Source organism: Bradyrhizobium sp. MI1.7 (assembly GCF_055811795.1).
The window spans coordinates 284526-309484 of the sequence record NZ_JBVVPO010000002.1 but is presented as its reverse complement, the minus strand read 5'-3'; the positions used below and the strand labels follow the sequence as shown (position 1 = coordinate 309484).

General features: G+C 65.4%; 24 protein-coding genes and 1 tRNA gene. 11 read left to right on the top strand and 14 right to left on the bottom strand.

Going from position 1 to position 24959, the window contains the following annotated elements; all coding sequences use genetic code 11:
* The first annotated feature begins 148 nt into the window (after positions 1–148).
* Entirely contained in the window at positions 149–1837 is a 1689-nt protein-coding gene (locus AC0L3X_RS04315) for a Na/Pi cotransporter family protein (RefSeq protein ID WP_063983424.1), read from the top strand.
* A 9-nt stretch (positions 1838–1846) separates the two neighbouring features.
* Here AC0L3X_RS04315 and AC0L3X_RS04310 read toward each other — a convergent pair whose 3' ends face one another.
* From AC0L3X_RS04310 to AC0L3X_RS04280, 7 genes are all read right to left on the bottom strand, one after another.
* A complete protein-coding gene (locus AC0L3X_RS04310) occupies positions 1847–2185 on the bottom strand; it encodes a lipid-A-disaccharide synthase N-terminal domain-containing protein (RefSeq protein WP_063983425.1) in 339 nt (112 codons plus the stop codon).
* Positions 2182–2919, bottom strand: coding sequence for a glycosyltransferase family 2 protein (locus AC0L3X_RS04305; protein ID WP_231141895.1), 738 nt, complete (start codon positions 2917–2919; stop codon positions 2182–2184). The genes AC0L3X_RS04310 and AC0L3X_RS04305 overlap by 4 nt, the downstream gene beginning before the upstream one ends.
* 65 nt (positions 2920–2984) lie before the next feature.
* Entirely contained in the window at positions 2985–3830 is an 846-nt protein-coding gene (locus AC0L3X_RS04300) for a phosphatase PAP2 family protein (protein ID WP_063983427.1), read from the bottom strand.
* Entirely contained in the window at positions 3831–5573 is a 1743-nt protein-coding gene (locus AC0L3X_RS04295) for an ArnT family glycosyltransferase (RefSeq protein WP_028151725.1), read from the bottom strand. It lies immediately after the preceding gene.
* 50 nt (positions 5574–5623) lie between these two features.
* Complete coding sequence (gene pbpC / locus AC0L3X_RS04290; protein ID WP_473316268.1) at positions 5624–7732, bottom strand: penicillin-binding protein 1C; 2109 nt, start codon at positions 7730–7732, stop codon at positions 5624–5626.
* A gap of 119 nt (positions 7733–7851) precedes the next feature.
* Positions 7852–13056, bottom strand: coding sequence for an alpha-2-macroglobulin family protein (locus AC0L3X_RS04285; protein WP_354131351.1), 5205 nt, complete (start codon positions 13054–13056; stop codon positions 7852–7854).
* Entirely contained in the window at positions 13053–13295 is a 243-nt protein-coding gene (locus AC0L3X_RS04280) for a hypothetical protein (protein WP_155795229.1), read from the bottom strand. Before AC0L3X_RS04280 ends, AC0L3X_RS04285 begins: the two co-directional genes overlap by 4 nt.
* Before the next feature lie 163 nt (positions 13296–13458).
* On the opposite strand from AC0L3X_RS04280, the gene AC0L3X_RS04275 reads away from it, so the two are divergent.
* A tRNA-Arg gene (locus AC0L3X_RS04275) sits at positions 13459–13535 on the top strand.
* A 276-nt stretch (positions 13536–13811) separates the two neighbouring features.
* A complete protein-coding gene (locus AC0L3X_RS04270; RefSeq protein WP_354123820.1) occupies positions 13812–14066 on the top strand; it encodes a hypothetical protein in 255 nt (84 codons plus the stop codon).
* 147 nt (positions 14067–14213) lie between these two features.
* On the opposite strand, the gene AC0L3X_RS04265 is transcribed toward AC0L3X_RS04270, so the two are convergent.
* Together AC0L3X_RS04265 and AC0L3X_RS04260 are read right to left on the bottom strand one after the other, a co-directional pair.
* Positions 14214–14432, bottom strand: a complete 219-nt coding sequence (locus AC0L3X_RS04265; RefSeq protein ID WP_063983431.1) for a hypothetical protein — start codon at positions 14430–14432, stop codon at positions 14214–14216.
* A 267-nt stretch (positions 14433–14699) separates the two neighbouring features.
* Positions 14700–14852, bottom strand: coding sequence for a hypothetical protein (locus AC0L3X_RS04260; protein WP_014495428.1), 153 nt, complete (start codon positions 14850–14852; stop codon positions 14700–14702).
* Between the two features lie 188 nt (positions 14853–15040).
* Between AC0L3X_RS04260 and AC0L3X_RS04255 the strand changes: the two genes are divergently transcribed.
* Positions 15041–15199, top strand: coding sequence for a hypothetical protein (locus tag AC0L3X_RS04255; RefSeq protein WP_028161343.1), 159 nt, complete (start codon positions 15041–15043; stop codon positions 15197–15199).
* Positions 15200–15299: 100 nt separating this feature from the next.
* Here the strand turns inward: AC0L3X_RS04255 and AC0L3X_RS04250 are convergent, their stop codons facing one another.
* The 3 genes from AC0L3X_RS04250 to AC0L3X_RS04240 form a co-directional block, all read right to left on the bottom strand.
* Positions 15300–16082 carry a hypothetical protein gene (locus AC0L3X_RS04250; protein ID WP_247310434.1) on the bottom strand — a complete coding sequence of 261 codons (783 nt, stop codon included), beginning with the start codon at positions 16080–16082 and terminating at the stop codon, positions 15300–15302.
* Between the two features lie 173 nt (positions 16083–16255).
* On the bottom strand, positions 16256–16480 hold the full coding sequence (locus tag AC0L3X_RS04245; protein WP_166096504.1) for a hypothetical protein: 225 nt from the start codon (positions 16478–16480) through the stop codon (positions 16256–16258).
* Positions 16481–16550: 70 nt separating this feature from the next.
* On the bottom strand, positions 16551–16778 hold the full coding sequence (locus tag AC0L3X_RS04240) for a hypothetical protein (protein WP_028150973.1): 228 nt from the start codon (positions 16776–16778) through the stop codon (positions 16551–16553).
* A 263-nt stretch (positions 16779–17041) separates the two neighbouring features.
* Here AC0L3X_RS04240 and AC0L3X_RS04235 point away from each other — a divergent pair, with 263 nt between their 5' ends.
* Positions 17042–17389, top strand: coding sequence for a DUF6481 family protein (locus AC0L3X_RS04235; protein WP_071914157.1), 348 nt, complete (start codon positions 17042–17044; stop codon positions 17387–17389).
* A 116-nt stretch (positions 17390–17505) separates the two neighbouring features.
* Here AC0L3X_RS04235 and AC0L3X_RS04230 read toward each other — a convergent pair whose 3' ends face one another.
* The gene (locus AC0L3X_RS04230) at positions 17506–17748 is read right to left on the bottom strand and encodes a pentapeptide MXKDX repeat protein (protein ID WP_354131290.1); all 243 of its coding nucleotides are present in this window, start codon (positions 17746–17748) and stop codon (positions 17506–17508) included.
* 297 nt (positions 17749–18045) lie between these two features.
* On the opposite strand from AC0L3X_RS04230, the gene AC0L3X_RS04225 reads away from it, so the two are divergent.
* Genes AC0L3X_RS04225 through AC0L3X_RS04215 form a run of 3 tightly spaced genes read left to right on the top strand, consistent with a single transcriptional unit; the run spans position 18046 to position 20974 of the window.
* Positions 18046–19068, top strand: a complete 1023-nt coding sequence (locus tag AC0L3X_RS04225; RefSeq protein ID WP_063983435.1) for a TRAP transporter substrate-binding protein — start codon at positions 18046–18048, stop codon at positions 19066–19068.
* Positions 19065–19619: a TRAP transporter small permease gene (locus tag AC0L3X_RS04220; protein WP_063983436.1), complete on the top strand. Its 555-nt coding sequence runs from the start codon at positions 19065–19067 to the stop codon at positions 19617–19619. Before AC0L3X_RS04225 ends, AC0L3X_RS04220 begins: the two co-directional genes overlap by 4 nt.
* Entirely contained in the window at positions 19616–20974 is a 1359-nt protein-coding gene (locus tag AC0L3X_RS04215; RefSeq protein WP_063983437.1) for a TRAP transporter large permease, read from the top strand. Before AC0L3X_RS04220 ends, AC0L3X_RS04215 begins: the two co-directional genes overlap by 4 nt.
* 126 nt (positions 20975–21100) lie before the next feature.
* Here the strand turns inward: AC0L3X_RS04215 and AC0L3X_RS04210 are convergent, their stop codons facing one another.
* Complete coding sequence (locus tag AC0L3X_RS04210; protein ID WP_071914159.1) at positions 21101–21793, bottom strand: GntR family transcriptional regulator; 693 nt, start codon at positions 21791–21793, stop codon at positions 21101–21103.
* A 231-nt stretch (positions 21794–22024) separates the two neighbouring features.
* Here AC0L3X_RS04210 and AC0L3X_RS04205 point away from each other — a divergent pair, with 231 nt between their 5' ends.
* Genes AC0L3X_RS04205 through AC0L3X_RS04195 form a run of 3 tightly spaced genes read left to right on the top strand, consistent with a single transcriptional unit; the run spans position 22025 to position 24906 of the window.
* A complete protein-coding gene (locus AC0L3X_RS04205; RefSeq protein WP_283018865.1) occupies positions 22025–22633 on the top strand; it encodes a TRAP transporter small permease in 609 nt (202 codons plus the stop codon).
* Positions 22633–23898 (top strand): TRAP transporter large permease, encoded by a 1266-nt coding sequence (locus tag AC0L3X_RS04200; RefSeq protein ID WP_063983439.1) that lies wholly within the window; start codon positions 22633–22635, stop codon positions 23896–23898. The genes AC0L3X_RS04205 and AC0L3X_RS04200 overlap by 1 nt, the downstream gene beginning before the upstream one ends.
* A 24-nt stretch (positions 23899–23922) precedes the next feature.
* Complete coding sequence (locus AC0L3X_RS04195) at positions 23923–24906, top strand: TRAP transporter substrate-binding protein (RefSeq protein WP_283016383.1); 984 nt, start codon at positions 23923–23925, stop codon at positions 24904–24906.
* Positions 24907–24959 lie beyond the last annotated feature (53 nt).

Sequence of the window (24959 nt, the reverse complement as noted above, 5' to 3'; positions counted from 1 at the left end):
ACAAGGCATCGCGCCTCGGGACGCGGCAATCGCGCGCCGCGGGAACGCGCAACCGCCGCAAACGTTAACGCGGATGCGCCAACAAAGGGTTTGAACTGCTGACGTTTGGCGCTAGCCTCACCAATCGACTCCAATCCGGACGCGGAGCATGGGAACGTTGGTTCTGCTCGATCTGATGGGCGGCGTGGCGCTGTTGCTGTGGGGCCTGCACATGGTCCACAGCGGGATTCTGCGCGCCTTCGGCCCGGACCTGCGGCGGCTGCTCGGCAAGGCGCTCGGCAACCGATTCAACGCGTTCGCCGCCGGACTAGGCCTCACCGCGCTGCTCCAGAGCAGCACGGCGACGGCGCTGATCACCAGCTCATTCGCGGCAGAAGGCCTCGTCAGCCTGGCTGCCGCGCTCGCCATCATGCTGGGAGCCAATGTCGGCACGACGCTGATCGTGCAGGTGCTGTCGTTCAACATCGCAGCCGTTGCGCCTGTCCTGTTCGTGCTCGGGCTCGTCGCCTTCCGCTCCGGCCCACGGTCGCGGATCAAGGATATCGGGCGCGTCTTCATCGGCCTCGGCTTGATGCTGCTTTCGCTGCACATCCTGCTCGACACGCTGGCTCCGGCGGAGAACGCGCCGGGTGTTCGCGTCATGATGTCGACGATCACGGGCGATCCCGTGCTCTGCATCGTCATCGCCGCGCTCGTCACCTGGGCGGTGCATTCGAGCGTCGCCAGCGTGCTGCTGATCATGTCGCTGGCCTATTCGCAGTTCATCACGCCTTACGCAGCCCTCGCGCTGGTGTTGGGGGCCAATCTCGGCAGCGCCATCAATCCCGTATTCGAAGGCGCCCGGCGCGACGATCCCGCAAGCTACCGCCTGCCGCTCGGCAATCTCGCCAACCGCGTGATCGGGATCGCGCTGGTGCTGCCCTTCCTGAGTGGGATCGCCGAGCACATGCACGCCTGGCAGCCCGATCTCGCCAGGATGACGGCGGCCTTCCACATCGCCTTCAACGTGGGCACGGCCGTCATCTTCATCGGCCTACTCGATATCATGTCCCGGCTCCTGACCCGGCTGCTGCCTGATCGCGTCCGGGAGGACGATCCGGCCCGGCCGCGCTATCTCGACGAGAGCGCGCTGGAGACGCCGTCACTGGCGCTCGCCGACGCCGCGCGCGAGACCTTGCGCATGGGCGATCTGGTCGAGGTCATGCTGCGCAAGGTGATGGCGGCGATGATGACCGGCGACCGTGCGCTGGTCGACCAGGTCACGAAGATGGACAATGTCGTCGACAGCCTCGACGAAGCCATCAAGCTCTATGTGACGAAGCTGATGCGGGGCAGCCTCGACGAGAGCGAGGGCCGGCGCGCGATGGAGATCATCTCCTTCGCCATCAACCTCGAGCATATCGGCGACATCATCGACAAGAGCCTGAGCGAGCTCGCGACCAAGAAGATCAAGCGCCGCTTTCAGTTCTCGGTCGAGGGCGCCGAGGAGCTCGCCGCCTTCCACAAGCGCACGATGGACTCGCTGCGGATCGCCTTCGGCGTCTTCATGTCGGGCGATGCCAACGAAGCGCGCAAGCTGCTGGTGGAGAAGACCACGCTGAAGAACACCGAGCTCGCCGCCGTCGAGCGTCATCTCGACCGCCTGCGCGAGGGCCGCCCCGAGACCATCGAGACCACCTCGCTGCATCTGGACGTGCTGCGCGACCTGCGCCGCATCCACTCGCATATCTGCTCGGTCGCCTATCCCGTGCTCGATGCCGCCGGCGAGCCTTATCGCAGGAGTGAGGCGGATACCGCCCTGCCCGCCTCCGGCGCGGCCTCGGCGTTACCGCGCTAGCGGCGCGCTTCAGCGTTCCAGCGTATTCGAGGCGCGGCCGCGGTTCTTGATGATCAGCATGATGTTGCGGATGTAGATGATGGTCGCGAGCGCCTGTCCGAGGATGATGACGGGCTCGCGCTTCACGACGCCGTAGACCAGCGTCATCAGCCCGCCGCCCATCGAGCAGAACCAGAACGCCATCGGCACCACGCTGTTGCCGGCCCGCTCGCTCGCGATCCACTGCACCAGGAAGCGCGCGGTGAAGAACAGCTGCGCGATGAGGCCGAACGCCAGCCAGAAATCGAACTTGGCGACGAAGACGTCGTAGAGATAGTTATTCAACGCCTGACCGTATTGGATGATCATGCCTTCACCTCAGTCACATCTGGTGCCGGCTTCTTGCGGCGGATCAGCCACCACACGCCGACGAGATCCATGATGCCGATCCACAGCCGGTCGAAGAAACCATAGTTTGACACGCCGGAACGGCGCGGCCGGTCGATCACGTCGACATAGGCGATCTCGTAGCCCTCGCGGCGCACCAGCGCCGGCAGGAAGCGATGCAGCCCGTCGAAATAGGGCATCATCAGGAACACGTCGCGCCGGAACGCCTTCAGGCCGCAACCGGTATCGCGCGTTCCGTCCTTCAGGATCGCATTGCGGACGCCGTTCGCCACGCGCGACTGGAACTTCTTGAAGCCGGTATCCTTGCGTCCGACACGCTGACCGGCAGCGAGACCGACGCGCCCCGCCCCCTTCTCGACCGCCGCGATCAGGTCGGGCAGGAAGGCGGGATTGTTCTGCCCGTCGCCGTCGAGCGTCGCCACGATCGTGCCGCGCGCCGCGCGCACGCCACTGCGCACTGCTGCCGACTGGCCGCCTGATCTGGCATGGCGAAGCTGCCGGAGATTGTCCCGCTGCTGCATGATCGCGCCGAGCCGTTCGCCGGTCGCGTCCGTCGAGCCGTCGTTGACGTAGATGATTTCATAGGCCCAGCGGCCGTCGAGCGCCGCGCCGATCTCCTCGATCAGCGGCGCGATGTTGTCGGCTTCGTTGCGCACGGGAACGACGATGGAAACCGAAGGCTGGGACGACGACAAATCGAAAGCTCGTGGTTGGAATTGGCCTGCCCCGGGGAACCGGCGGTCCCGGCAGGCAGCCGCTTTTATGGGGCGGATGCCCCGTGGGCAACCCTTTTGAGGCGGCCCGAGACCGCCCCTGCAAGAGGCACAATGGTGCCGTCGGCGCGGATGGCAAAGCCGAGCCTCCGGGCCGCGAACCAGTAGCGCACTGCCATGGCGCCGACCATGCCGACCAGAGCGCCGGCGACGACGTCGCTCGGATGATGCGCGAGCAGCACCAGCCGGGTCAGCAGGATCACGATTGCGTAAGTGAACATGAACACGCGCAGGCGCGGCCACAGTGCCGAGACCGCAAACGCCAGCGCAAACGCCGTCACCGCATGACCCGACGGCAGGCTGGCATAAGCCCCCGTTCCCTCTAACGGGATGAAGTTGAACGGATCGGCCTTGCCGCTCACGAACGGACGTCCGCGACCGATGAGATATTTCAGGATCTCGGCAACGAACACGGACAGGGCGACAGACAGAAACATGAACTGCAGCCGCGTACCGAGGCCGAGCAGCAGCCCACGACGGGTGCCGTGCAATCCCGCTGCAACGAGCGCCAGGAGCACCAGCGTCCCCCCGAGCAGCGAGAGCACATACTCGTCCTTGCCGAAATCGGTGAGGATGCGGATCGGCCACAGGCTCGGCGTGCCACGCACCGGCATCAGCTGGATCTCGGTCTGATCGAACGCGAGCATCAGCACGATAATCAAGGCCGCACCGGCCGCGCTGAGCCACAGCGAATGCCGCGCCAGCTTTCGCGCGGCTTCGGCGCGGCATGAATGCGAAGGCGTACGGACGAGCTGCGCCAGGGCACGGCCCGACACCGCGAGCAATTGCGCGGGATAGCCCGGGCGCGGCGTGATGTCGGCTGGCGCCGGCATCTACTCAGTGCCTTCCGAGCGGAAGATCGAGATCGAGATCGCGCGCCCTTGCGAGAAATTATAGCCGTCGATGCGCGTACCTACCTTGTAGCGCAGCCCGATCGCCTCGGCCCGCTGCACGAAGCTGCGCTCCGAGCGCTGCTCGATCAGCGCGAAGCGACAGCTCCCCTGGCGCAGGAAATCCGCCGCGCCCGAGCCGTCTGTGAGCAGCGTCTGCGTGCCCGTCAGGAACACGAGGCTCGGCTCGTGATAGCCGGCGGCGGCTGCCTTCGGCCCGACGCAGGTGACGTTGCGAAGCGCGCGTGCGATCTCGATGCTCGGAAACAGCGGGGTCAGCGACGGCAGCACGATGCCGTAGACCACGACCGCGAGCATCAGCGCTGCGACCAGCGCGTTGAGCAGCGAGCGCTCGGCGCGGTTGGTGTCGAACAGCCACCAGGCGAACAGACCGAAGATGAGCGAGGCCGCAATGAACGGCCAGGCCACGAACGCCGGTTGCCGCGTCAGCATGACCGCGCCGACCACGGCGATGATCGAGGCGGCAGCGGGAATCGCGAACCACCACGCCGAGCCGCGCGCGAGCCACGAGCGCGACAGCACGTTGCGCTCCAGCGCACCGACGGTAAGGATCGCGATCGCCGGATACAGCGGCAGCACGTAATGCGGCAGCTTGGTCAGCACTGCCTCGAACACGATCCAGGACGGGATCAGCCAGGCCAGCAGGAACTGCGCGCCGGGCTCGCGCCGGGCCCGCCACACCGCCGGCGCCGCCATCGCCGCAAGCGGCGCGCCGGGCCAGAACGTGATCCAGAATAGTGCCAGATACAGTCCGGGCGGCGCGCCATGGGATTCCTGGGCGCCGATTTTGCTCAGCATGTCGCCGCCGACGGAATCGGCGAAGAAGGCATCGCCTGCGCGCCAGAAGATCGCGACGAACCAGGGCAGCACCAGCACCAGCATCCACATCAGGCCCCAGAGCGGACGCAGCTTCCACAGCCACGAGGCATCTCGGTCCTGGATCGCGAGCGCGACGATGGTCAGGCCCGCGAACATCAGGATCAGCGGACCCTTGATCAGGATGCCGACGGCGAGCGCGGTCCAGAAGATCGCGGGCCAGCTCCAGGGCGGATGGGTCTCATCCTCTGCGCGCTGCCACGACAGATAGGCGCGCGACATCGCGCCCATCGCGGCGGTCACACAGAACAGCAGCATCGCATCGGTCTTCGCCAGCCGTGCCTCGACGCCGAGCAACACGGAGGCACACATCAGGAGCGCGGCGAGCACCGCGGCGCGCCGCGTGACGAAGCCGAGCGCGGCCCAATAGGTCATCAGCACGGCGCCGATGGCGCCGATCAGCGACGGCAGCCGGTACACCCAGATCCGCAATTCGGCCTTCGGCAGCTTGAGCGCTGATGCGGCTTCAACTGCGGCCGATTGCAACCAGTAGATGCCGACCGGCTTCTTGTAGCGGACGTCTTCCTGGAAACGGATGTCGACATAATCGCCGCTCTCGACCATCTGCTTGGTGGCCTGCGCGAAGCGCGCCTCGTCGCGGTCAACAGGCGGAATCGTGAAGAAGCCCGGCAGGAACAGCAGCAGCGCACACAGCAGCAGGAAGCCGACTGCGCGGGCGTGACTGGCCGTGGCGTAGTCCAGCATAAGCACGAGCCGGCTGCCCGGATTCACGGGCGCTTTCGGCTCGCGGGGTGCTCCAAAACGGGGGCTGGGATAGGTCTCGGCCATTGGTTCCGCTTACGCTGAAACCGTCATTCCGACAACCGGTTAAGGCGGGGTCATTGAATTCGAATGACAACTGTGTCCGCGGCGCCAGTTGCGTCGATCACGGTAAGCCGCGCAAAGCCCGGACCGGGCGGATCGATCAGGCGCTGGCGGCGCCCGTCGATCTCGCCGAGTGATGTTCCATTAACCATGACGGTCATGGGAAGGACGCCGCCGGCGACCTTCACCGGCATGGCTGCGCTCCCCTCGCCGCCGGAACGGTCGACATCGATCCGCGAGCCGTTCAGCGGGAACTGGATGTGCAGCGCCTGCTCGCTGCCGGTCCGCACCAGGTCCCCGACCGGGCGGAACCGCTTGAGTGGCAATGGCAACTTGGCGTTGCTGGCGACCAGGGTTCCCTTCGGCGGCTTCGGCAACGGGGCCAGCGTCTTGCCGGTGCGCGCGAAGGCGTCGAACAGGATCGGGGCTGCGGCCACGCGGCCGATCAGGCCGGGAACCGGCGCGCCGTCGGGCCGGCCGACCCAGACGCCGATGGTCATGCGGCCGTCGAAGCCGACCGACCAGGCGTCGCGATAGCCGTACGAGGTGCCGGTCTTGAACGCGATGCGGTTGTGGGCGGCGTTTTCGGGCGGCGGCGTGCCCAGGAGCACGTTGCCGACCTGCCAGGCCGCAACCTGGTCCAGCAGCCGCAGCGGTTCCCGATCGTCCCGGCCGGTCATGAGGTCGCGCAACGGCATGGTGGTGCCGAGCCGAGCGAAACCCGTATAGAGCTGGGTGAGGTCCTGGAGTGTCACACCGACGCCGCCGAGTCCCATCGCGAGCCCCGGTGCCTCGTCCTTGGGCAGGACCAGATTGCCGCCGGCCTGCCGCAGCCGCGACGACAGCCGGCTCGCGCCGACGCGGTCGAGCAGCACGATCGCCGGCACGTTCAGCGACAATTGCAGCGCCTTCTTCACTGGCACCGTGCCCTGAAACGTCATGTCGAAATTTTCCGGCGCGTAGGAGCCGAAGCGGACGGGCCTGTCGTCGATCAGGCTGTCGGGATGGACAAAACCGTCCTCGAAGGCGAGCCCATAGATGAAGGGTTTCAGCGTCGAACCCGGCGAGCGGACGGCGCGGGTCATGTCGACCTGCCCCGCCCGGCTCTCGTCGAAATAATCGGCCGAACCGACGCGGGCGAGCACGTCGCCGCTCTCATTGTCGACCACGATGATGCCGACCGAGATGTTGGGCCCGAGCGCAATGGCGCGGTCGCGCGCCAGTGGCTCCAGCACCTTTTGCAGATTGGCATCGAGCGTCAGCTTGATGACCGGCGTATCCTTGACCGTCGACAGCGCCGTGTCGGAAGCGTGCGGCGCGAGGATCGGCATCGGCTTGCGCAGTTTTGGCACGGGCACGGCCTTGGTCTGCTTCGCGTCCTCAAGACTGACCACATGCTCCTCGACCATGCGGTCCAGCACGCGGTCGCGCGCCTTGCGTGCGGCCTCGGGATAGCGATCGAGCCGGCGCGTCTCCGGCGATTGCGGCAGCGCCACCAGCAGCGCGGCCTCGGCCAGAGAGAGCCGCTTCGGCTCCTTGCCGAGATAGGCGATCGAGGCTGAGCGGATGCCTTCGAGATTGCCGCCATAGGGCGCCAGCGCGAGATAGAGGTCCAGGATCGCATCCTTGCTCATGCTGCGCTCGATCTCGATCGCCCGCACGATCTGCCGCAGCTTTGCATAGAGCGAGCGCTGCCGCCGCGGCTCCATCAGCCGCGCCAGCTGCATCGAGATGGTCGAGCCGCCCGAGACGATGTGGCCGCGCGTGGTGAGCTGTAGTGCGGCGCGCCCGAGAGCGAGCGGGTCGAGACCGTTATGCGCGTAGAAGCGCTGGTCCTCATAGGCGAGCAGCAGTTTGAGATAGGTCGGATCGACATTGGCCTTGGCATCGACCGGCAGCCGCCAGCGGCCGTCGGCCATGGCATACGCGCGCAGCAGTTTTCCGTTGCGATCGACGATGGTGGTGGAGACCTGGCGCGCCTCGTCGAGCGGGAGCGGGCCGAGCGAGTAGACCCAGGCGACAAAGCCGAAGATGGCGAGGATGAGCGTGAGCGCGAGGCCCGAGAGGACGCGAAAGCCCCTGCCCCTTGCCCCGTCATGGCCGGGCTTGACCCGGCCATCCACGTCTTTGCCGGCAGCGCCACAGCTCGTGGATGCCCGGGACATCTGCGCGAAGACGCGCTTCGCGCTTTTGCCCGGGCATGACGACGGAGTATGTGGCTCTGCTTCGCTCATCTCTCCACTCACTTCGCCGCCCGCACCTCGACGTTACCCGTCCCGGTCCGGCCGTAGCGCGAGGGATTGTACATGTCCTCGACATAGGCCTGCGGCAGCACGTATTTGCCGGGCGAGACCGCGCGCACGACGTAGGCGACGGTGAAGACCGACTTGGAGTCCGAGGCGCGATCGACCGCCGCCGTGAAGCGGTCGTCACGGAACTCGGTATCTTCAGGCTCCTCGCCGTCCTCGATCCAGTCCAGCGTGCCACTGTCGCCCGACGACACCAGCTTCGGATTGTCGATCTCGAGGCCCGCGGGCAGATAGTCGGACACCATGATGTGGCCGTACTCGGGCTTCGCCTCGGTGATCTTCAGCACCACGGCGAAACGCTGGTTCTGCTTGACCTTGCTGATGTCGGCGGGCTTGCCGTCGAGCGTGAAGTAATTGCGCTCGATCTTGAAGCCGTTCGATGCAGCCGGCTCCGGCGTGACCGGCGAGCCCGACACCGAGACCACCGCCTGGACCGGCGCATCGCCGGTGTTGGTGATCTTCAGTGGCTTGCCCTCCAGCGTCACGGCCTTGTAGCTGCGGTACAGCGCGGTCTTGACCGGCTGGCCGTCGACGTCCATCGACAGGTTCTCCTTGGCGAGCGCGCGCGCCGCCAGCACCAGCCACGCATTCTCCTGCGTCGAAGTGTAGGGCGTCAGACCGCGCGCGGTCTCGACCCGCGACACCGCCTGCGTCAGCGTCGCCTTCGGCGCATTGCCTTCGCTGGCGAGCGAGACCAGCGCGGCGGCATCGCGAAGCTGCGAGCCGTAGTCGGTGCGGCCGAACTCCAGCACCGGTTTTGGCGCAAGGCTGTCGAGCGCGGCACCGTAGACGCGTTCCGCGCGGTTGCGGTCGCCGACCAGTGCGAGCGCCGCCGCAAGCTGCGACTTCGCGATCGGCGTTGCGAGGTTGGCGAGCTTGGTGTCGGCGAGGTAGCGCAGATCGCCGATCGGAGCAGCGCCGTTACGCGCGAGCACGTAGAGGCCGTAGGCGAGATCGCGCCCGCCGTCCTTCTCAGGCTCGTTGCCGTTCACGACCGAGTTGCGGATACGGTCGAGCGCGTTCTTGAACAGCACGTCCGGCACCGCAAAGCCTTTTTCGCGGGCGCGGGTGAGGAAGTCCGTTACGTAGGCGTCGAGCCAGGCGTCGTCGCCTCCGGCCGACCACAGGCCGAACGAGCCGTTGGAGCCCTGGCGTGCCAGGAGCCGCTCGATCGCATCGCGGATGCGCTGGTCGACCTCGGTGTCCATGGCCAGATGCGCGCCGACGGCGAGCTCATTGACATAGAGCAACGGCAAGGCACGGCTCGTGATCTGTTCCGAGCAGCCATAGGGGTAGCGGTCGAGCGCCTTCAGGATCGTTGCGGCGTCGAGCGCCGTCGACAGGCTGGCCGAAACCGAGACGCTGCCGGTGCCCGGGACGAGATCGGAGAACATGTCCGAGGTCAGCGTCAGGCTTTCACCCTTCGCCAGCGTCCGGATCGAACGCCGCGCCAGCACCTGTGTCGCCGCCTTGACGTCGAGCGCATAGTGACGCGCCAGCGCAAGGCCGTTCGGCCCCTTGATGTCCACGTCGAGCGTCGCCTGCCCCGCCGCCGTCGCGTCGATTGCGAGCGTAAACGCGTTGCGCTGCTTGGCGGCGAGCTTGACCGTGGTTGCGGGATTGCCGGTCATCTTCACCGGGCCGCCGGTCTTCACGTTGATGACGTAGTCGCCGGCCTGGCCCTCGACATTGTCGATCTCGAGGTTGACCGTGCCGTGGTCGCCATTGAGCAGGAAGCGCGGCAAGGTCGTGGTCAGCACCACGGGATCGCGGATCACGACATCCGTGTTGGCACGGCCGAGTTTCGTGGCGGTCCACGCCACCGCCATGACGCGCGCGGTGCCGGCGAACTCGGGGATATCGAAGCTCACTTCGGCGGTGCCGTCGGCGGCGACCGTGACGATGCCCGAGTAGAGCGCGAGCGGCTTTTGCGCGGGCGGAGAGCCCTGCAATTCGCCGGCGCCGGCATCGCCGCCGGACTTGATCTGTCCGCGCGTGCCCGACATGCCGTCGATCAGTTGCCCATAGAGATCGCGGATTTCCGCGCTCAGGCGGCGCTGGCCGAGATAGTAATCGTCCGGCGCCGGCGGCTTGTAATTGGTCAGGTTGAGGATGCCGACATCGACCGCGGCGATGACGATTTTGGCGTCCTCGCCCGGATTGAGCCCGTCGAGCTTGACCGGGATCTTCAACGTCGCATTCGGCCGGACCAGTGCCGGCGGCGTCAGCTTCACCTGGAGCGTGCGGGTCTGCTTGTCGATGCCGAACCATTTCAGGCCGATCGCCCGGCCCGGCATGCGTTGCGCAGCCGCATCGAGCGGCCGGCGCAGCGTCGCCACCACATAGGCGCCGGTGCCCCAGTCCTTGCCGACCTGCAGCCTCACCTGCGCGGTACCTTCCTTGACGTCGATGGTCTGCGTCGTCAGCAGGCGGTCGCCGAGCACATTGACGGTGAGCTTGCCGGCGCTGCGGACGTTCACCGATACCGTCATGGTGTCGCCGGAGGCATATTGCGGCTTGTCGATCGAGGTCTCCAGCAGGTCCGGCGTGTCGGCGCTGCCGTCGGAATACCAGCCGACATCGAACTGCACCGAGGTCACCGGACCGTCGGCATCGTTCGACTTCACATCGAGCCGATAGCGGCCGGGCTGCGGTGCCAGCGAAATCCGCGACGGCTTGTCGGCCGCGATCGTCACGTCGCCGTCGGAAACGCGCGAAGTCGATTTGACCGGCTCGTACTCCCAGTAATTGTTCTGGCGATACCACTGGTAGCGCGACTCCATCTTCAGGAGCTCGTAGCGCAGGCCATCGCGGCGCAGCCTCTCACCTTCGGGCGAGACGAACACGACGTCGAACTCGGCCTTGTCGCCCTCGGCGACGTTCTTGTCGCCGAACAGCGGCTTGATGCCGATCATGGCGTTGGCGGGCGCGACCGGCAGCACGATCTTGCGCTCGACGGCACGGCCGCCGGTCTCGACCATGCGAACGAAGATCTGCGCTTCCTGCGGGCGCGTCGAGGCGGGCTGCTTGTCCAGCGTCACCGGGAAGGTGGCAACGCCGTTGGCGTCGGCTTCCGGCAAATTCTCCAGCGGCGTGCGCTCGTTCGAGGTGGTCTCCTCGTCGGCGACGCCGAACTGGTAGCCGGCAAAGCCCGGGCGTTCGCTCGCGGGCGCGACCAGCATGTCGCCTTCGAGCTGGAGACCCGACGCCGGCGCTCCATAGAGGAAATGACCATCCGCCTTGAGCTCCACCGGAGCGTTAGCTTTGATCAGCTTGTCCTTGGCGGACAAGTCGAATTCGATCCGATCTGGAACGTAATCCTCGACCATGAAGGTGGTTTCGCCGACCGACGAGCCCTTCGGATCGGTGAAGGCACGCACCCGCCAGGTCCCGGTCGGGACGGCCGAATTGAGCGGCACGGACAGCGTACGGCCGCCGGCGCCCTGGTCGGCCAGCACCGCGCGGCGGAATTCGACGCCGTCGGGGCGCTCGATCACCAGCGTCAGCGGCCCGCCGGCAATGGCATTGCCCTGCCCGTCGCGCAAGAGCGCGGTGAGATAGACGGTCTCGCTGGAGCGATAGACGCCGCGCTCGGCGTAGACGAAGGCATCGGCGCCCGATGGCACCGCCCGGCCCGAAACGCCGCGGTCGGACAGGTCGAAAGCCGAGGTCTTCAGGCTCAGGAAAGCATAGTCGGCCTTCTCGCCCGTGACAGTCAGCATCGCCGGCGACAGGCCGCCCTCGCCACGCGCAAGCCCCGCCTCGAACAGCACATGGCCGGACTCATCCGTCTTGCGGGTCGCCAAAATCTCGTTGTTGCGCGCGACCAGCCGCACCTCGGCCTTGCCGACCGGATCGGTCGAGGCCAGCGAGTTCACGAAGACATGGATGCCGTCATTGCCGGAATAGGCGGTGACCCCGAGGTCTGAGACGATGAACCATTGCGTCGCGAGCTGGTAATCGTCGTCCGAGCCCGGCCCCTTGGCCGCGGCGGTCATCACGTAGACCCCGGGCTGGAGCTCGCCGAGCGCCTGGTCGACCGGGAATGCGGTGGTGACGTCCTGGTTCAGCGTCATCGCGGTCGCGAGCTCGCCGGTCCAGACCTTGACGCCACGCTCGCCGCCGAGATCGGCGAGCTGGTAGCGCGACAGCGTCTTCTGGAAATCGCTGTCGACCACCGTGTTGATCAGGTTGCGGTCGCCGATCCGGAAGACGTTGACGTTGACGGCGGGCGTGTTGACGCTGACCACGGGAATGCCGCGCTGGCCGGTCCGCGGCAGCACATAGGCACGGCTGGTGAAGCGCACGAAGGGCTTGCGGTCGCGCACATAGACGTTGAACTCGGCCGATTTCGGCAGGCCCTCCTTCACGGTGGACGGCAAGCCGGCGCGCAGATTGATGTTGTAGCGCTCGCCGTGCTTCAGCCCGTCGACGCAGAGCTGCTTGCCTTCGGCCGATAGCGCCGGCTTGTCCTGGCCCGCCAGCGCGAGGTACGGCGCGAAATCGGTGCGCTTGGCCAGCTCCTCCGAGAACTGGAAGCAGGCGCGCGGGCTCGCCGAATCCGAGTCCACGGTATAGTCGAGCAGCCGGAAGCCGTGCTCGTCGCGCATCTTCTCGTATTGGCCGCGAACGTCGGCGACCTCGCGCATGTCGAGCGACAGCCGCAGCGCATCCAGCGCCGGCCGCCACAGCTTGCGTTCGGCCAGCGACTTGCCGAGCACGGCGAGCGCATCCGCCTCCTCGCCCGGATTGCCGGCGCGCTGGTAGGCGATGTAGGCGGCGGTCGAGGCCCGCTCCAGCAGGAACGTCTGCTCGCTAGAGCTCTTCGGCGAGATCTGGAAGATCACCTTGGCGAGCCGCAGCCAGTTGCCGGTATCCTCCGGCGTGGTCGCGGCGATCTGGCCGAGCACCGACAGCCCGGTGCGGAAATCATTGCGCCGGAAGGCGGCGTCGGCGTCGGTGCGCAGCGTCGCGCTGGTCTTGGCGACCGGCCCCGCCTCGCTCTTGATCTGGGCCTCCAGCTTGATCGCGGAATCGGCGAGGTCGTCGCGCTTGAACGCTTTGTCGGCGGCCAGCGCTGCGCTAAGGCCGAGCGCCAGCGTGGCGCAGAGTGTGACGGCGCGAACAAGACCGATCATAATGGACTCCCGGAAATCGCGGCGAACGCCGCGTGAGCATGAAATGCGCGGAAAGGTGACCGACTCAAGGCGATGGAACCAAAGGTGCAAATCGTCGCATTCGCCATGACAAGGCAAGCCCTGAGGAGACCGATCGAGATATCACCGCGCACGCCGTCCTGATGGCGCAGCCATACCTGACCGATCGACCGGCGGCCGTGTCCCGGAAGCTGGCCAGCGTTCCCGGCGATGTAATCCATCGTCCAGTCCGCTGCCGCTCAACCCGGCACCCTGACACCCCACCGTTCCGCTTAGTCGCGGCGTTCAGGAAAACGGTTCGGTTCAGACTTGGCGGGGTCGAGGATTTTTTATATCTGGCGTGATAGAAGACCGGCAGGCGGCAGCCAAGGCTGGCCTCAAGACGGTCCCATAGCTCAACTGGATAGAGTAGCGGATTTCTACTCCGCGGGTTGCAGGTTCGAGTCCTGCTGGGATCGCCATTCATCACTGGATTGACGAGGCCGATGAGAGCCGACTTGCGGTATCGGCCGCCCGCTCACCGGAGACGTCTTCAAGAGCCTCGCTGTTCTCGTCGATCCCGTGGACGATTTCGATTCGCGCTGCCGGAATTTCGGTGCCGCTTGATCGACGTGACGGACGCACAGTTACCAATCCTCATTACTTCACGAATACGTGGGTACCCTCGCCCCGGTCTTTGAACCGGACAGACGAACCCTATCTATGCGCCGGGCGACGTGCGCCCGATAGGGAATTCGATGCTGCCAACCGAGTGGACGAGAATGACTATCGCATCTGCGGTTGCCGTGATCGCGATGTCGTATTTGGCAATCGACGCTGGCGTCGTGAACTCCAGCGTGATCACACGGCGCATCGAGACGGCGCGGGCTTCCATTGCGGACGCGGCGGCCAGTCAGCATCAACTCGCCTTCGCTATTCAGGCCTGGGCGCGTCCAAGCCGCCAGAAGGCGGACTCGGAGCCACATCTGGAGCACTGCCTGGCGATCGATTGAGTCAGGCGCAGCACCAGATCAGCCGACGCCTAAGCGGCATTTCTTTTGTTCACGGTCCGACTCCGCTTCGTTCCAAAAGCACGAATCGTCATCGCAAAAATCGGCAGCGCGCATTCATTAATGCCGCGTTTCGCTGGCTCGGTTCGTTCATGCATCCGAGGTCACGAGCACGGGCCGCAATCGGTACGCATCGATCGCGGCGTTCGACAGCAGCAGCCTGCGCCGCTCGCCGCGCAGCATCAACCGGTCGATCCTGTTCAGGATGAAGCGGGCTGAATCATTGGGCTCACCGGTGAGCAGGCCGGATTGGTCGAGATATTTCCAGGCGATCTCGAAAGACTGCGCGCGCAATTCGGGGTCTGTCATAGCCGGCCAACGTCGACGGGGAACGGATGTTCCTAACCGCGCAACGTCAGTCGCAGCGAACCACGGCGCGACGAAATGCGTAGCGCCGCGAACGAGATCACGACCAGCACGTTGGCTGCAACGAAATGGAGTGGTGCCGACCCGCCAGCCCCGGTCGGCTTTGAAGGGCCCCGTGCTTGTCCCCCCGAGCACGGGGCTTTCTCATGCAGGCCAACCAGCGTCCCGACCTCGGCCGGCCATTGACGCGAGATCTCGCCGAGGATGCGATTAGTCCGTCTGCTCGTCGCGCCGGTCGCGGGCGAGTTGATGCCAGGCCAGAGCCAGTTGGATCAGTCTCTGCCGGTCGGCGCCGTCGGCGGACGCCGCGGCCCGCTTCATCGCCGCCTCGGCTTCGTGCTGTGGGTCGTACTTGGGGCACATGAGGCCGAACCTAACCGACCGATATGGACGGACCGATGGCAATTTCGTCCGTATGAATGCGGGGTGGCTTCGCGTCGTCCGAACCCACCCTGACGCATCTGTGAAGTGCGTCACAGCCTGCAACCGGCGTCTCGGCTAAACAGAACTCAACCGCTCGCACCACCGCGAGAGGGCATGGGTGGTCCATCATGACACAGGAAGCAGCAGCCGAGGCTCACGTCCCAACGCGACGCGCAAGGCCCGACCTGTTCGGCGCCACGTTTCTTGCCACCATCGGTATCGTGATGCTGGCCTGGATCGCAGGCCTGGTCTGGGCCGCGATCGCGTTCTTCAACTGGCTGGTGTGACGCGCGAAGCGATCAGTATCGCTTCAGCAAGCAATACGTTGCCCAGACAAAAAGAGGCGGGCCTGCGCCCGCCTCCTTGTTTCAGACCTTGCCTGAAGCCTCAGTAACACGCGCGAGGATCGGCCTGCACATACTGGCCGCTCGGATAGCGGTAGTAGCAATTGCCCTGGGCGAAATAATAGCCGGGCCGCGAGGCAGCCGTGGCGCCGGCGATCGCGCCGGTGGCGCCGCCGATCACGGCACCCGCGGCCGCGCCCGAGGCGTTGCCCGAGATCAGGCCGCCCAGCACGCCGCCGACGATGGCGCCGCCAAGTGCGCTTGCGCCGGGATCAGCCGGTGGCGGAGGCGGCGGCGGTTCGTAGGCGACGGGAGGCGGCGCCGGAGCATAGGCCACCGGCATGTCGTCGAAGTAATCCTCGGAGATGTAGGCCGGCGGGCCGGCCATCCGCTGCGGATAATAGTACCAGACGCCGCCGACGTCCCACCACCAGCCGGAGCGGCCGTTGCGGACCTCGTGGCGCCAGCGCCCGCCATCCCAGGCGCGATTGCCGCGATAGGCGTGTCCGCCCCAGTCGCGCTCCGGTGCGGGGCCCCTGGCGTAATTGCGTCCGGGCGGCGGGCCGCCTGCTCCGTGCGGGCCGGGACCGGGGCCGCCGGCGTGGGGCTGGCCGCCGGGCTGTTGCGCGGGCCGGGCCGCCTGCTGCGGCGGGGGGCCCTTGCGCATGTTCTGGTTGTTCTGGGGCGGCGCGCCCGCGCCGGGCCCCGCAGGCGTCTGGGCCTGGGGTCTTGGCGGCAATGAGTCCTGTGCCTGCGCCGAAAGCGCGACAAGGGACATGGCCGAAACCAAGGGAATAATGATCTTCATGCGGCTGGACGCACTCATGCGTGCTTGACCCCCTACTCTCGCGATTGCCGTGGTGCCTAGCGCGATAGACGATTCGCCTCGCGCCTGGCTGATGCCGGCGGACATAACTGACCTGCTTTGGTCGGCTAAGTCCCGTTACAAATGATTAAGATCACGGCAATTTTCGGCCCTGGGGGCGCGGCGGAACCGTTCTAGCGCGCCGGCTCGATCACATTGCAGTTGGTCCGCCCCGACATCAGGCAGTCCTGCATCTTGCTGGCCGCGGTGAGATCGCGGGCGAGCCACCAGCCGACACCGAGGATCACGAGCGCGATGATCAATCCGGCAATCGCGCCGCGACGGTTGTCGCCGGATTGAGGTTTTGCGAGGGATTTGGGCTTTTTGCCCGGTTCGGGCTTGGACTCAGACTTGGACATGACTGGCCGATCGCAGGGGTGAGCCGGCTTTACCACCTCTGCGACGTCGCGTCACATCCCGGTCGATCGTTCAGCCCCGGGTCTGCCGGATCGCATCCTTGCGCGAGGTTTCGACCGCCGGTGTGGCCCGCGGTGCGCAGGTCGTCAGCAAGAATGCGGTCTGGGTGCATTCCCAATCCGCGCCGAGGACGGCACTTTCGATCGGCTTCGGGCGGGCGAGCAACAGTGCGACGCCAGCCAAGGCGACCACCGCGACGGCGATTGCGAGCGCCTTCGGGCTCAGTCTTGAGATCATCATGCCCGTGCTCCGTCTCGTACCGGGCGGACGCTAGGCGCCGCTCCGTGTGGTCCTCTATGAAGGACATCACAATTCGGCAGTTTTTCGGGGCTACGAGAGATCGTCGGGGGTGGCGATTTTTCGTCTACCTGATCGGCTGCGATTATGGGTGGCTTCGCGACGCGCGCCGATGTACACGCTTCTGCGTCGCGTGGTGCCTGCTATGCCCAGCCGACGTACCAACAGTCACCGATGTAGGATTGAAAGCGAGGAAGGCAAGGCCCGTGAGTGGATTTAGGGAACCCGGGTTTTCAGACCGGCAAAAGGCGGCGCAGGAAGCGCGCAAAAATCTTTTGAACAAATTCAAGTCGCAGCCCGGGCTGGATGATCCGGCGGTGGCGGCACGTCGTGCTGAGCGCGAGGCGCTCGCGGCCAAGCGCGCAGAGGCAAAGGCCGCGCGCGAAGCCGAGAAGGCCGAGCAGAAGCGTATTGCGGAAGAAGCTGCAGCGGCCGAAGCCGCGCGTATCGCCCGCGAAGCGGAAGAAGCGATCGCCAAGCAGGCTGAAGTCGAGGCCGAGCAAAAGGCCAAGCGCGATGCCCGCTACGCTGCCCGAAAGGCTAAGCGGAAGTAACGTTCGCAAGTCACGTTCAACTCACGTCGCGTTCAAGTGAAGTTGAACTCAAACATCGCTGGGGGCGGTCCATGTGACCGCCCTCGGACTTCCAAGCGCGCGACGACGGCGGAAGATCAGTTCTTCTTCATCATCCCGTCGTCTTTCTTCATCCCGTCCTTCGACATGTGGTCCTTCTTCATGCCGTCGTCCTTGGACATGGTGTCCTTCTTCATGCCGTCCTTGGACATCGTGTCCTTCTTCATCATGCCGTCGTCCTTGCCCATCTTGTCCTGGGCAAAAGCGGCCGGCGACAGCGCGAGGCCAAGCGACAGAGTGGCAGCCGAGACGCCGAGCACGATGCGGGTGCGAATGGTCATGAGTGATTTCCCTTCGAGATGGTGTTTGTCAGCGACGGACGCCGCTATCTGATCTCGACGGATTGCCCGCTGGCGTTGTTACGCGCCCACTGACAAAATTTCTGCGGGCCGGCTGCGAGGATGTTCCGTGTGCACTGCAGCAAGACCGGCACTTGCCCCGGCATTCGGTCTCGAACTATCAGATGAGAGAATATTGGGTGAGAGACCGGCTAGGATGGACCTATGCGCTGGTCTCAAGGACCCAGCCCACCTCACACCAAACAAGAACCGGCCAAGGGCCGTCCAAGGGGATACACCATGCTCACGCGCCGTCATCTGATCGCGACCGCCGTCGCCGCACCCGCCATTCTTCGCTTCGGCACTGGTACCGCGCATGCCGCGACCACGCTGAAGATCTCGCATCAATTCCCGGGAGGGACCATCGACAAGGGCGACTTCCGCGACCGGCTCTGCCGCATGTTCGCGGCTGAAGTCGCCAAGCGCAGCAAAGGCGACATCGCCGCCGAAATCTATCCGAACTCCTCGCTGATCAAGACCAACGCGCAGTTCTCCGCGATGCGCAAGGGCGCGCTCGACATCAGCCTCTATCCGATGCCTTACGCCGGTGGTGAGCTACCGGAGACCAATATCGGCCTGATGCCGGGCCTCGTGACCACCTACGACCAGGGCATGCGCTGGAAGAAGGCGCCGGTCGGCAAGGCGCTGACCGACTTCCTCGCCGACAAGGGCATCATCCTGCTCACCTGGGTTTGGCAGGCCGGCGGCGTCGCCAGCCGCTCCAAGCCGATCGTCGCTCCTGAAGATGCCAAGGGCATGAAGGTGCGCGGCGGCTCGCGCGAAATGGACATGGTGCTCCAGACCGCCGGCGCCTCGGTGCTCTCGGTGCCGTCGAACGAAATCTACGCGGCGATGCAGACCGGCGCCTGCGATGCCGGCATCACCTCCTCGACCAGCCTGATCTCGTTCCGGCTCGAAGAGGTCGCGAAGTCGCTGACCTCCGGTGCGGGTGCCTCCTACTGGTTCATGCTCGAGCCGCTGATGATGTCGAAGGCGATTTTCGACAAGCTGCCGAAGAACCAGCAGGACGTCCTGCTCGCGGTCGGCACCGAGCTCGAAGCCTTCGGCCGCAAGGGCGCGCAGGACGACGACGTCGAGGTCGCCAAGGTCTACGAGAAGGCCGGCGCCAAGGTCAGTGCGCTCGATGCCGCCACCGTCGGCAAATGGCGCGACATCGCCCGCGACACCGCGTGGAAGGATTACGGCGCCAAGACCGCGACCGCCGCCAACCTGCTCAAGCTCGCCTCCGACGTCGGCGCATGAGCCACGGTCCGCTTCCGGATCGTGACGACCAGGCGAACGCTGCCGCAGGGACCGGCCTTGCGGCGGCGATCGATCGCGGTCTCGCCGTCCTCAACACCATCATCGTCGTGTTCGCAGCGATCGCGCTGATCGCGGCCTGCGCCATCCTGAGCTACAGCGTGCTCAGCCGCGCTCTGTTCAAGGCCGCCAATTACTGGCAGGACGAGGCCGCCGTATTCCTCTTGGTCGGCGCCACCTTCATGACGGCGGCCTATGTGCAGCAGAACCGCGGCCATATCGGCATCGAGGCCTTTGTCGGCCTGCTGTCACCGCTCGCGAACCGGATCAGGCTCTGGTTGGTCGATGCCGCGACGTTCCTGTTCTGCGCCTTTTTCGCCTGGAAGTCCTGGACGCTGACCCATGAAGCCTATGTCGACGGTCAGGTCTCAAACTCGATGTGGTCGCCGCCGCTCGCCATTCCCTATTCGCTGATGGCGCTCGGGATGAGCCTGCTCTGCATCCAGATCCTCGTGCAGCTTGCGCTGCCTTTCGCAGGAGCCAGGCGTCCATGAGCGTTTTCGGTATCGGCCTCGCCTACGGTATCGCGACGCTGGTCGTGATGTTCTCAGGCATGCCGATCGCGTTCGCGCTCGGCGCGGTCGCGGTCGTGTTCATGGGCATCTACATGCCGGCCGCGTCCCTGGATACGGTGACGCAGAACGTCTACGAAGAAATGGCCTCGATCACGCTGCTGTCGATCCCGCTCTTCATCCTGAAGGGCGCCGCCATCGGCAAATCGCGCGCCGGCCAGGATCTCTATTCGGCCCTGCATGCCTGGCTGCATCGCGTCCCCGGCGGCCTCGGCGTCGCCAATGTGTTCGCCTGTGCGCTGTTTGCGGCGATGGCGGGCTCCAGCCCCGCGACCTGCTCGGCGATCGGATCGGCCGGCATCCCCGAGATGCGCAAGCGCGGCTATTCCGGCGGATTTGCCGCCGGCATCATCGCGGCCGGCGGCACGCTCGGCATTCTGCTGCCGCCCTCGATCACGATGATCCTGTTCGCGGTCGCCGCGGAAAAATCGCTCGGCCGTCTCTTCCTCGCCGGCATCGGGCCCGGCCTGCTGCTGGTGTCCCTGTTCGGCGCCTATGCGGTGATCCGCTTCCGCCAGGAATATGCCGCGGCGCAGGCGATCTTTGAGAAAGGCGGGCCGGAGGCTGCGATCCTGGCCCGCGACGAATACACGCTGGCCGAACGCTTCAGCGTGCTACCGCGTGTAATCCCCTTCGTGCTGCTGCTCACCGGCGTCATGATCGCGCTCTATGGCGGCTACGCGACGCCGTCGGAAACCGCCGGCCTCGGCGGCCTGCTCGCGCTGGCGCTGATCGCGGCGATCTACAGCGTGTGGCGGCCGAGCGACCTCGCCCCGATCTTGAAGTCGACGATCCGGGAATCGACCATGCTGATGATGATCATCGGCATGTCGCTGCTCTATTCCTACGTGATGAGCTATCTGCACATCTCGCAATCGGTCGCCGAATCCATCGTCGCGATGCACCTGCCGCGCTGGGAGCTGCTGTTCGCGATCCTCGTCATGGTCGTCGTGCTCGGCTTCTTCCTGCCGCCGGTCTCCATTATTCTCATGACCGCGCCGATCATCCTGCCGCCGCTCCGCGCCGCCAATTTCGACATCATCTGGTTCGGCGTAGTCATGACCATCGTGATGGAGATGGGGCTGATCCATCCGCCGGTCGGCCTCAACATCTTCGTCATCCGCAACGTCGCGCCGGACATTCCCCTGCGCGAGGTGATCTGGGGCACCCTGCCCTTCGTGCTGCTGATGATGCTCGCGGTGCTGCTGCTGTGCTTCTTCCCGGGAATTTCGACCGGCCTGCCGGACCTTGTGATGGGGCCGGACGGGAGCAGGTAGAGGCAATCGCAATTGCCGTAGGGTGGGCAAAGGCGCGCAGCGCCGTGCCCACCATCTCTCCTCGATCCCGATAAAAGTGGTGGGCACGCTTCGCTTTGCCCACCCTACGAGCCAACCCTAAGATCTCTACGATTTATCCTTCCGCCGTGCCTTCGGCGCGATCGTGCTGCCGGCCACCACCTGCAACAAATCCTTGCGCACGGCCTCGATGTGCCGCTCCAGGAACCGGCAGGCCTCCTCGACCTTCTGCGCGCGGCAGAGCGCGATCAGATGGGCGTGCTCCTTTTCGGCGGTCCCCATCGCCTTGGTGTTGGAGAGCTGCAGGCGCGTGTAGCGGTCGCTGGTCTGGAGCAGTGACAGCACGATCGCGCGCGTACGCGGCTGCGGGGCGTGAACGTAGAGTGCCATGTGAAAATCGGCGTTGAGCTGGCCCCATTCGCTGACGTTACGCGCCTTGATCGCCTTCTCGAAGCTCTTGTGGATGTCATCGAGCCCGCTGAAATCATCGGCGGTGAAACGCGGCGCCGATTGCGCCAGGAGGCGTGGCTCCAGGATTCCGCGCAGGTCGAACACATCGTTGATCTCGTCCAGCGACAGCTCCGAGACGATCGCGCCCTTCTGCGGGACGATGCGCACCAGGCCTTCGGCTTCGAGCTGGAACAGCGCTTCGCGCACCGGGATGCGGCTGACGCCATAGGCCTCGCCAAGTGCGTCCTGCCGTAGCTGCGATCCGGCCGGATAGGTGCCGTCGAGGATCGCCTGCCTGAGCTGGTCGACGATCGCGGCCGACAGGGTGCGATGCTTCAGAGGCTGTTTCATCTGACCTTCTGTTGTCCTTCCCGACTCATCCGGCCGAAGCGGTCTCTCTCTTGCATGTTGAGGGGCCCAACAAAAGTGTGGGGCCCGGCAAAAGCCAGTGCCCAGCAAAAGCGCGTCCTGCCGCCGAAATGACCGCAATCTCCGTTTGACACGCAAAATGTATAAATTATACATTTGCCGATAGCACGAGATTTCTCAGGGGTCGGGGCCTCTTTCATGATCGAGCAGACGATGCCGGCCACGCGCGCACTCAGCGTTCGACACATGGTCGTCCGCGCGTCCAGTGCCCTGCTCGCCGTCGAGCGCGTCGCGCTGATGGGCCTGATGTACCTGCTCACCGGCCTGATCCTGGTGAACGTCGTCACCCGTTACGCGCGCTTCCCGATCTACTGGATCGATGAATCCGCCGTCTATTGCGTGGTCTGGCTGACCTTTGTCGGCGCCTCCGCGATGACGCGGCTGCGGCTCGATTTCGCGGTCACCATGCTGACGGAGCGTCTTTCGCCACGGCACCAGAAGATCGCAAAGGTGATCTCGACCGGCATGGTCGTCGCGTTCGGAATCGCACTGATCGTGACCTGCATGCTCTGGATGGACCCGATTGGTCTCGCGCGCGCCGGCTTCGACGGGCGCAAGCTCGCGGCTGAGACCTTCAACTTTCTCTACACCGAGCATACCCAGACGCTGAACTGGCCGACCTGGGTGCTCTATTTGACGCTGCCGATCTTCGCGGTCTCGATGACCATCCACGGCCTCGCCAACCTGCTGGAAGATCTCGAACTGGTCCCGCGCACGCCGCCGAAGGGCTTTGCGCTCTCCGAGCTCGACGGGGTCAACTGATGATCACGTCAGCCGCCTTCGTCGCGATCATGCTGGTCGGCGTGCCGATCGGCCTCTGCCTGTGCCTCGCCGGCCTCGTCTACATCGCAGCATCCGGCAATCCGGTGCTGTTCCAGTCCTATCCGCTCCAGCTGTTCGGCGGCGTCGACAGCTACGGTCTGATCGCCATTCCGCTCTTCATCCTGATCGGCGAGATCATGAACGGCGGCGGCATCACGCGGCGCATCGTCGACATGGCGATGGCCTTCGTCGGCTCACTCAAGGGCGGGCTCGCCTACGTCAACATCCTCGCCAACATGTTCATCTCCTCGATCCTGGGATCCGCCACCGCGCAGGTCGCGATCATGGCGCAGATCATGGTCCCGGAGATGGAGAAGAAGGGCTACGACAAGACCTTCGCGGCGGGATTGACCGCCTATGGCGGCATGCTCGGGCCGATCATTCCGCCGTCGGTGATGTTCGTCGTCTACAGCGTGCTCGCGCAGGTCTCGGTCAGCGACATGCTGATCGCCGGCATCGTGCCGGGCGTGATCCTCACGGTGATGTTCTGCCTCGTCATCGCGCTGATGGGATATGTCTACAACTATCCCCGTGCCGATTATCAGACGCCGCGCCAGCGCGTCATGACGATCCTGCGGACGTCACCCACCCTGCTGATCCCGATCGTCATCGTCGGCACCATCCTCAGCGGCCTCGCCAATGCGACGGAATCCGCGGCCGTCGGCGCGGTCGCCGCCGCACTCGTCGGGAAATACTGGACCAGGGAATTCGAATTCTCGCAGTTGCCGCAGATGATGCTGCGCAGCGCCATCTATTCGGCGATCGTGCTGTTCCTGGTCGCGGCCGCGGCGGTGTTCTCCTGGGTGCTGATCTTCGGCAAGGTGCCGCAGGAAACCGCCGGCTGGATCCAGTCCGCCGCCAAGGACCCGGTCAGCTTCATGCTGATCTGTAACGTCATCCTGCTGATCATCGGCACTGTCATCGACGGCATTCCCGGCCTGATCATGACGGTGCCGATCCTCCTGCCTGTCGCAACCGACGTCTACCATATCGATCCCCGGCATTTCGGCGTTGTGGTGGTGATCAACCTCGTGCTCGGCCTGCTGTCGCCGCCGGTCGGGCTTTGCTTCTTCGTCGCGGCCGCCGTCACCGGCGCCAAGCCGGGCAAGATGTTCATGGTGACGCTGCCGTTCTTCGTCATCTCCTGCGTCCTGCTGGTGCTGCTCTCGCTCTACCCCTCGCTCTCGCTGATCCTCATCAAATAGGCCCGTTCAAAAGGAAGCCCGACCATGCCGCTTTCACGCCGCCGCTTTCTCGCCGCCAGTGCCGCCGCCTCGGTGTTCGCGCCCTCGCTGGCGCTCGCCCAGGCCAAGGAATTCCGCCTCGGCCTGATCACGCCGAACGGCCATTCCTGGAACAAGGCGGCGCTCAAGTTCGGCGACGAGCTCAAGGGGGCCACCAACGGCCGGCTCACCCTGACCGTGTTCCATTCCGGCCAGCTCGGCAACGAGCCCGCGATGATGCAGCAATTGCAGTCCGGCGCGCTCGACATGGGCTTCATCCAGGCCGCCGAGCTCGGCTCGCGCGTGCCACACATCGCCGCGATCAATGCGCCCTACATCGTCCGCTCGACGCCTGCGGTCGCGAAATTCGTGCGGCATCCGGCGGCGGTGAAGCTGTTCGATGTGCTGCCGCAGGAGACCGGCACCATCGGCCTCGGCTGGGGCATCACCGGCATGCGCGCGGTGTTCTCCTCGAAGGACCTGAACTCGCTCGCCGACATCAAGGGCATGAAGCTGCGCATCAACCCGACGCCGGTCTATCGCGACTTCTATTCCTCGCTCGGTGCCGCACCGACGCCGATCCCGACGCCGCAGGTGTTCGACGCGATGGCCAACGGCCAGGTCGATGGCCTCGAGGCCGATCTCGAATTCTCCTGGAACCAGCGCTTCGACAAGGTCTCCAAAGTGATCCTGCAGATGAACGCCGTCTTCATGCCGATGGCCGCGGTCGTTTCCGGCCGGGTCTGGCAGACGCTCCCCGCAGCCGACCGCGAGCTGATTGCCAAGACGGTGAAGTCGACGCTGGACGCGCAGATCGACGAGTTGGCCTCCAACGAGCCCGCGCTGATCGAGAATTTCAAGAACGCGCCGATCCCGATCCGCCAGGTCCCGCCCGGCGACACCGAGGCTGTCATCGCCGAGTTCGACAAGATCTGGCTGCCCAAGGCACCTGTTCTCGCCGAGCTGCGCAAGGTCGGCGCGACGCTCTGATCCCATTCGCCATCCTCTTCACCACAGCCGGCGGATCCAGCCCCCCGCCGGCA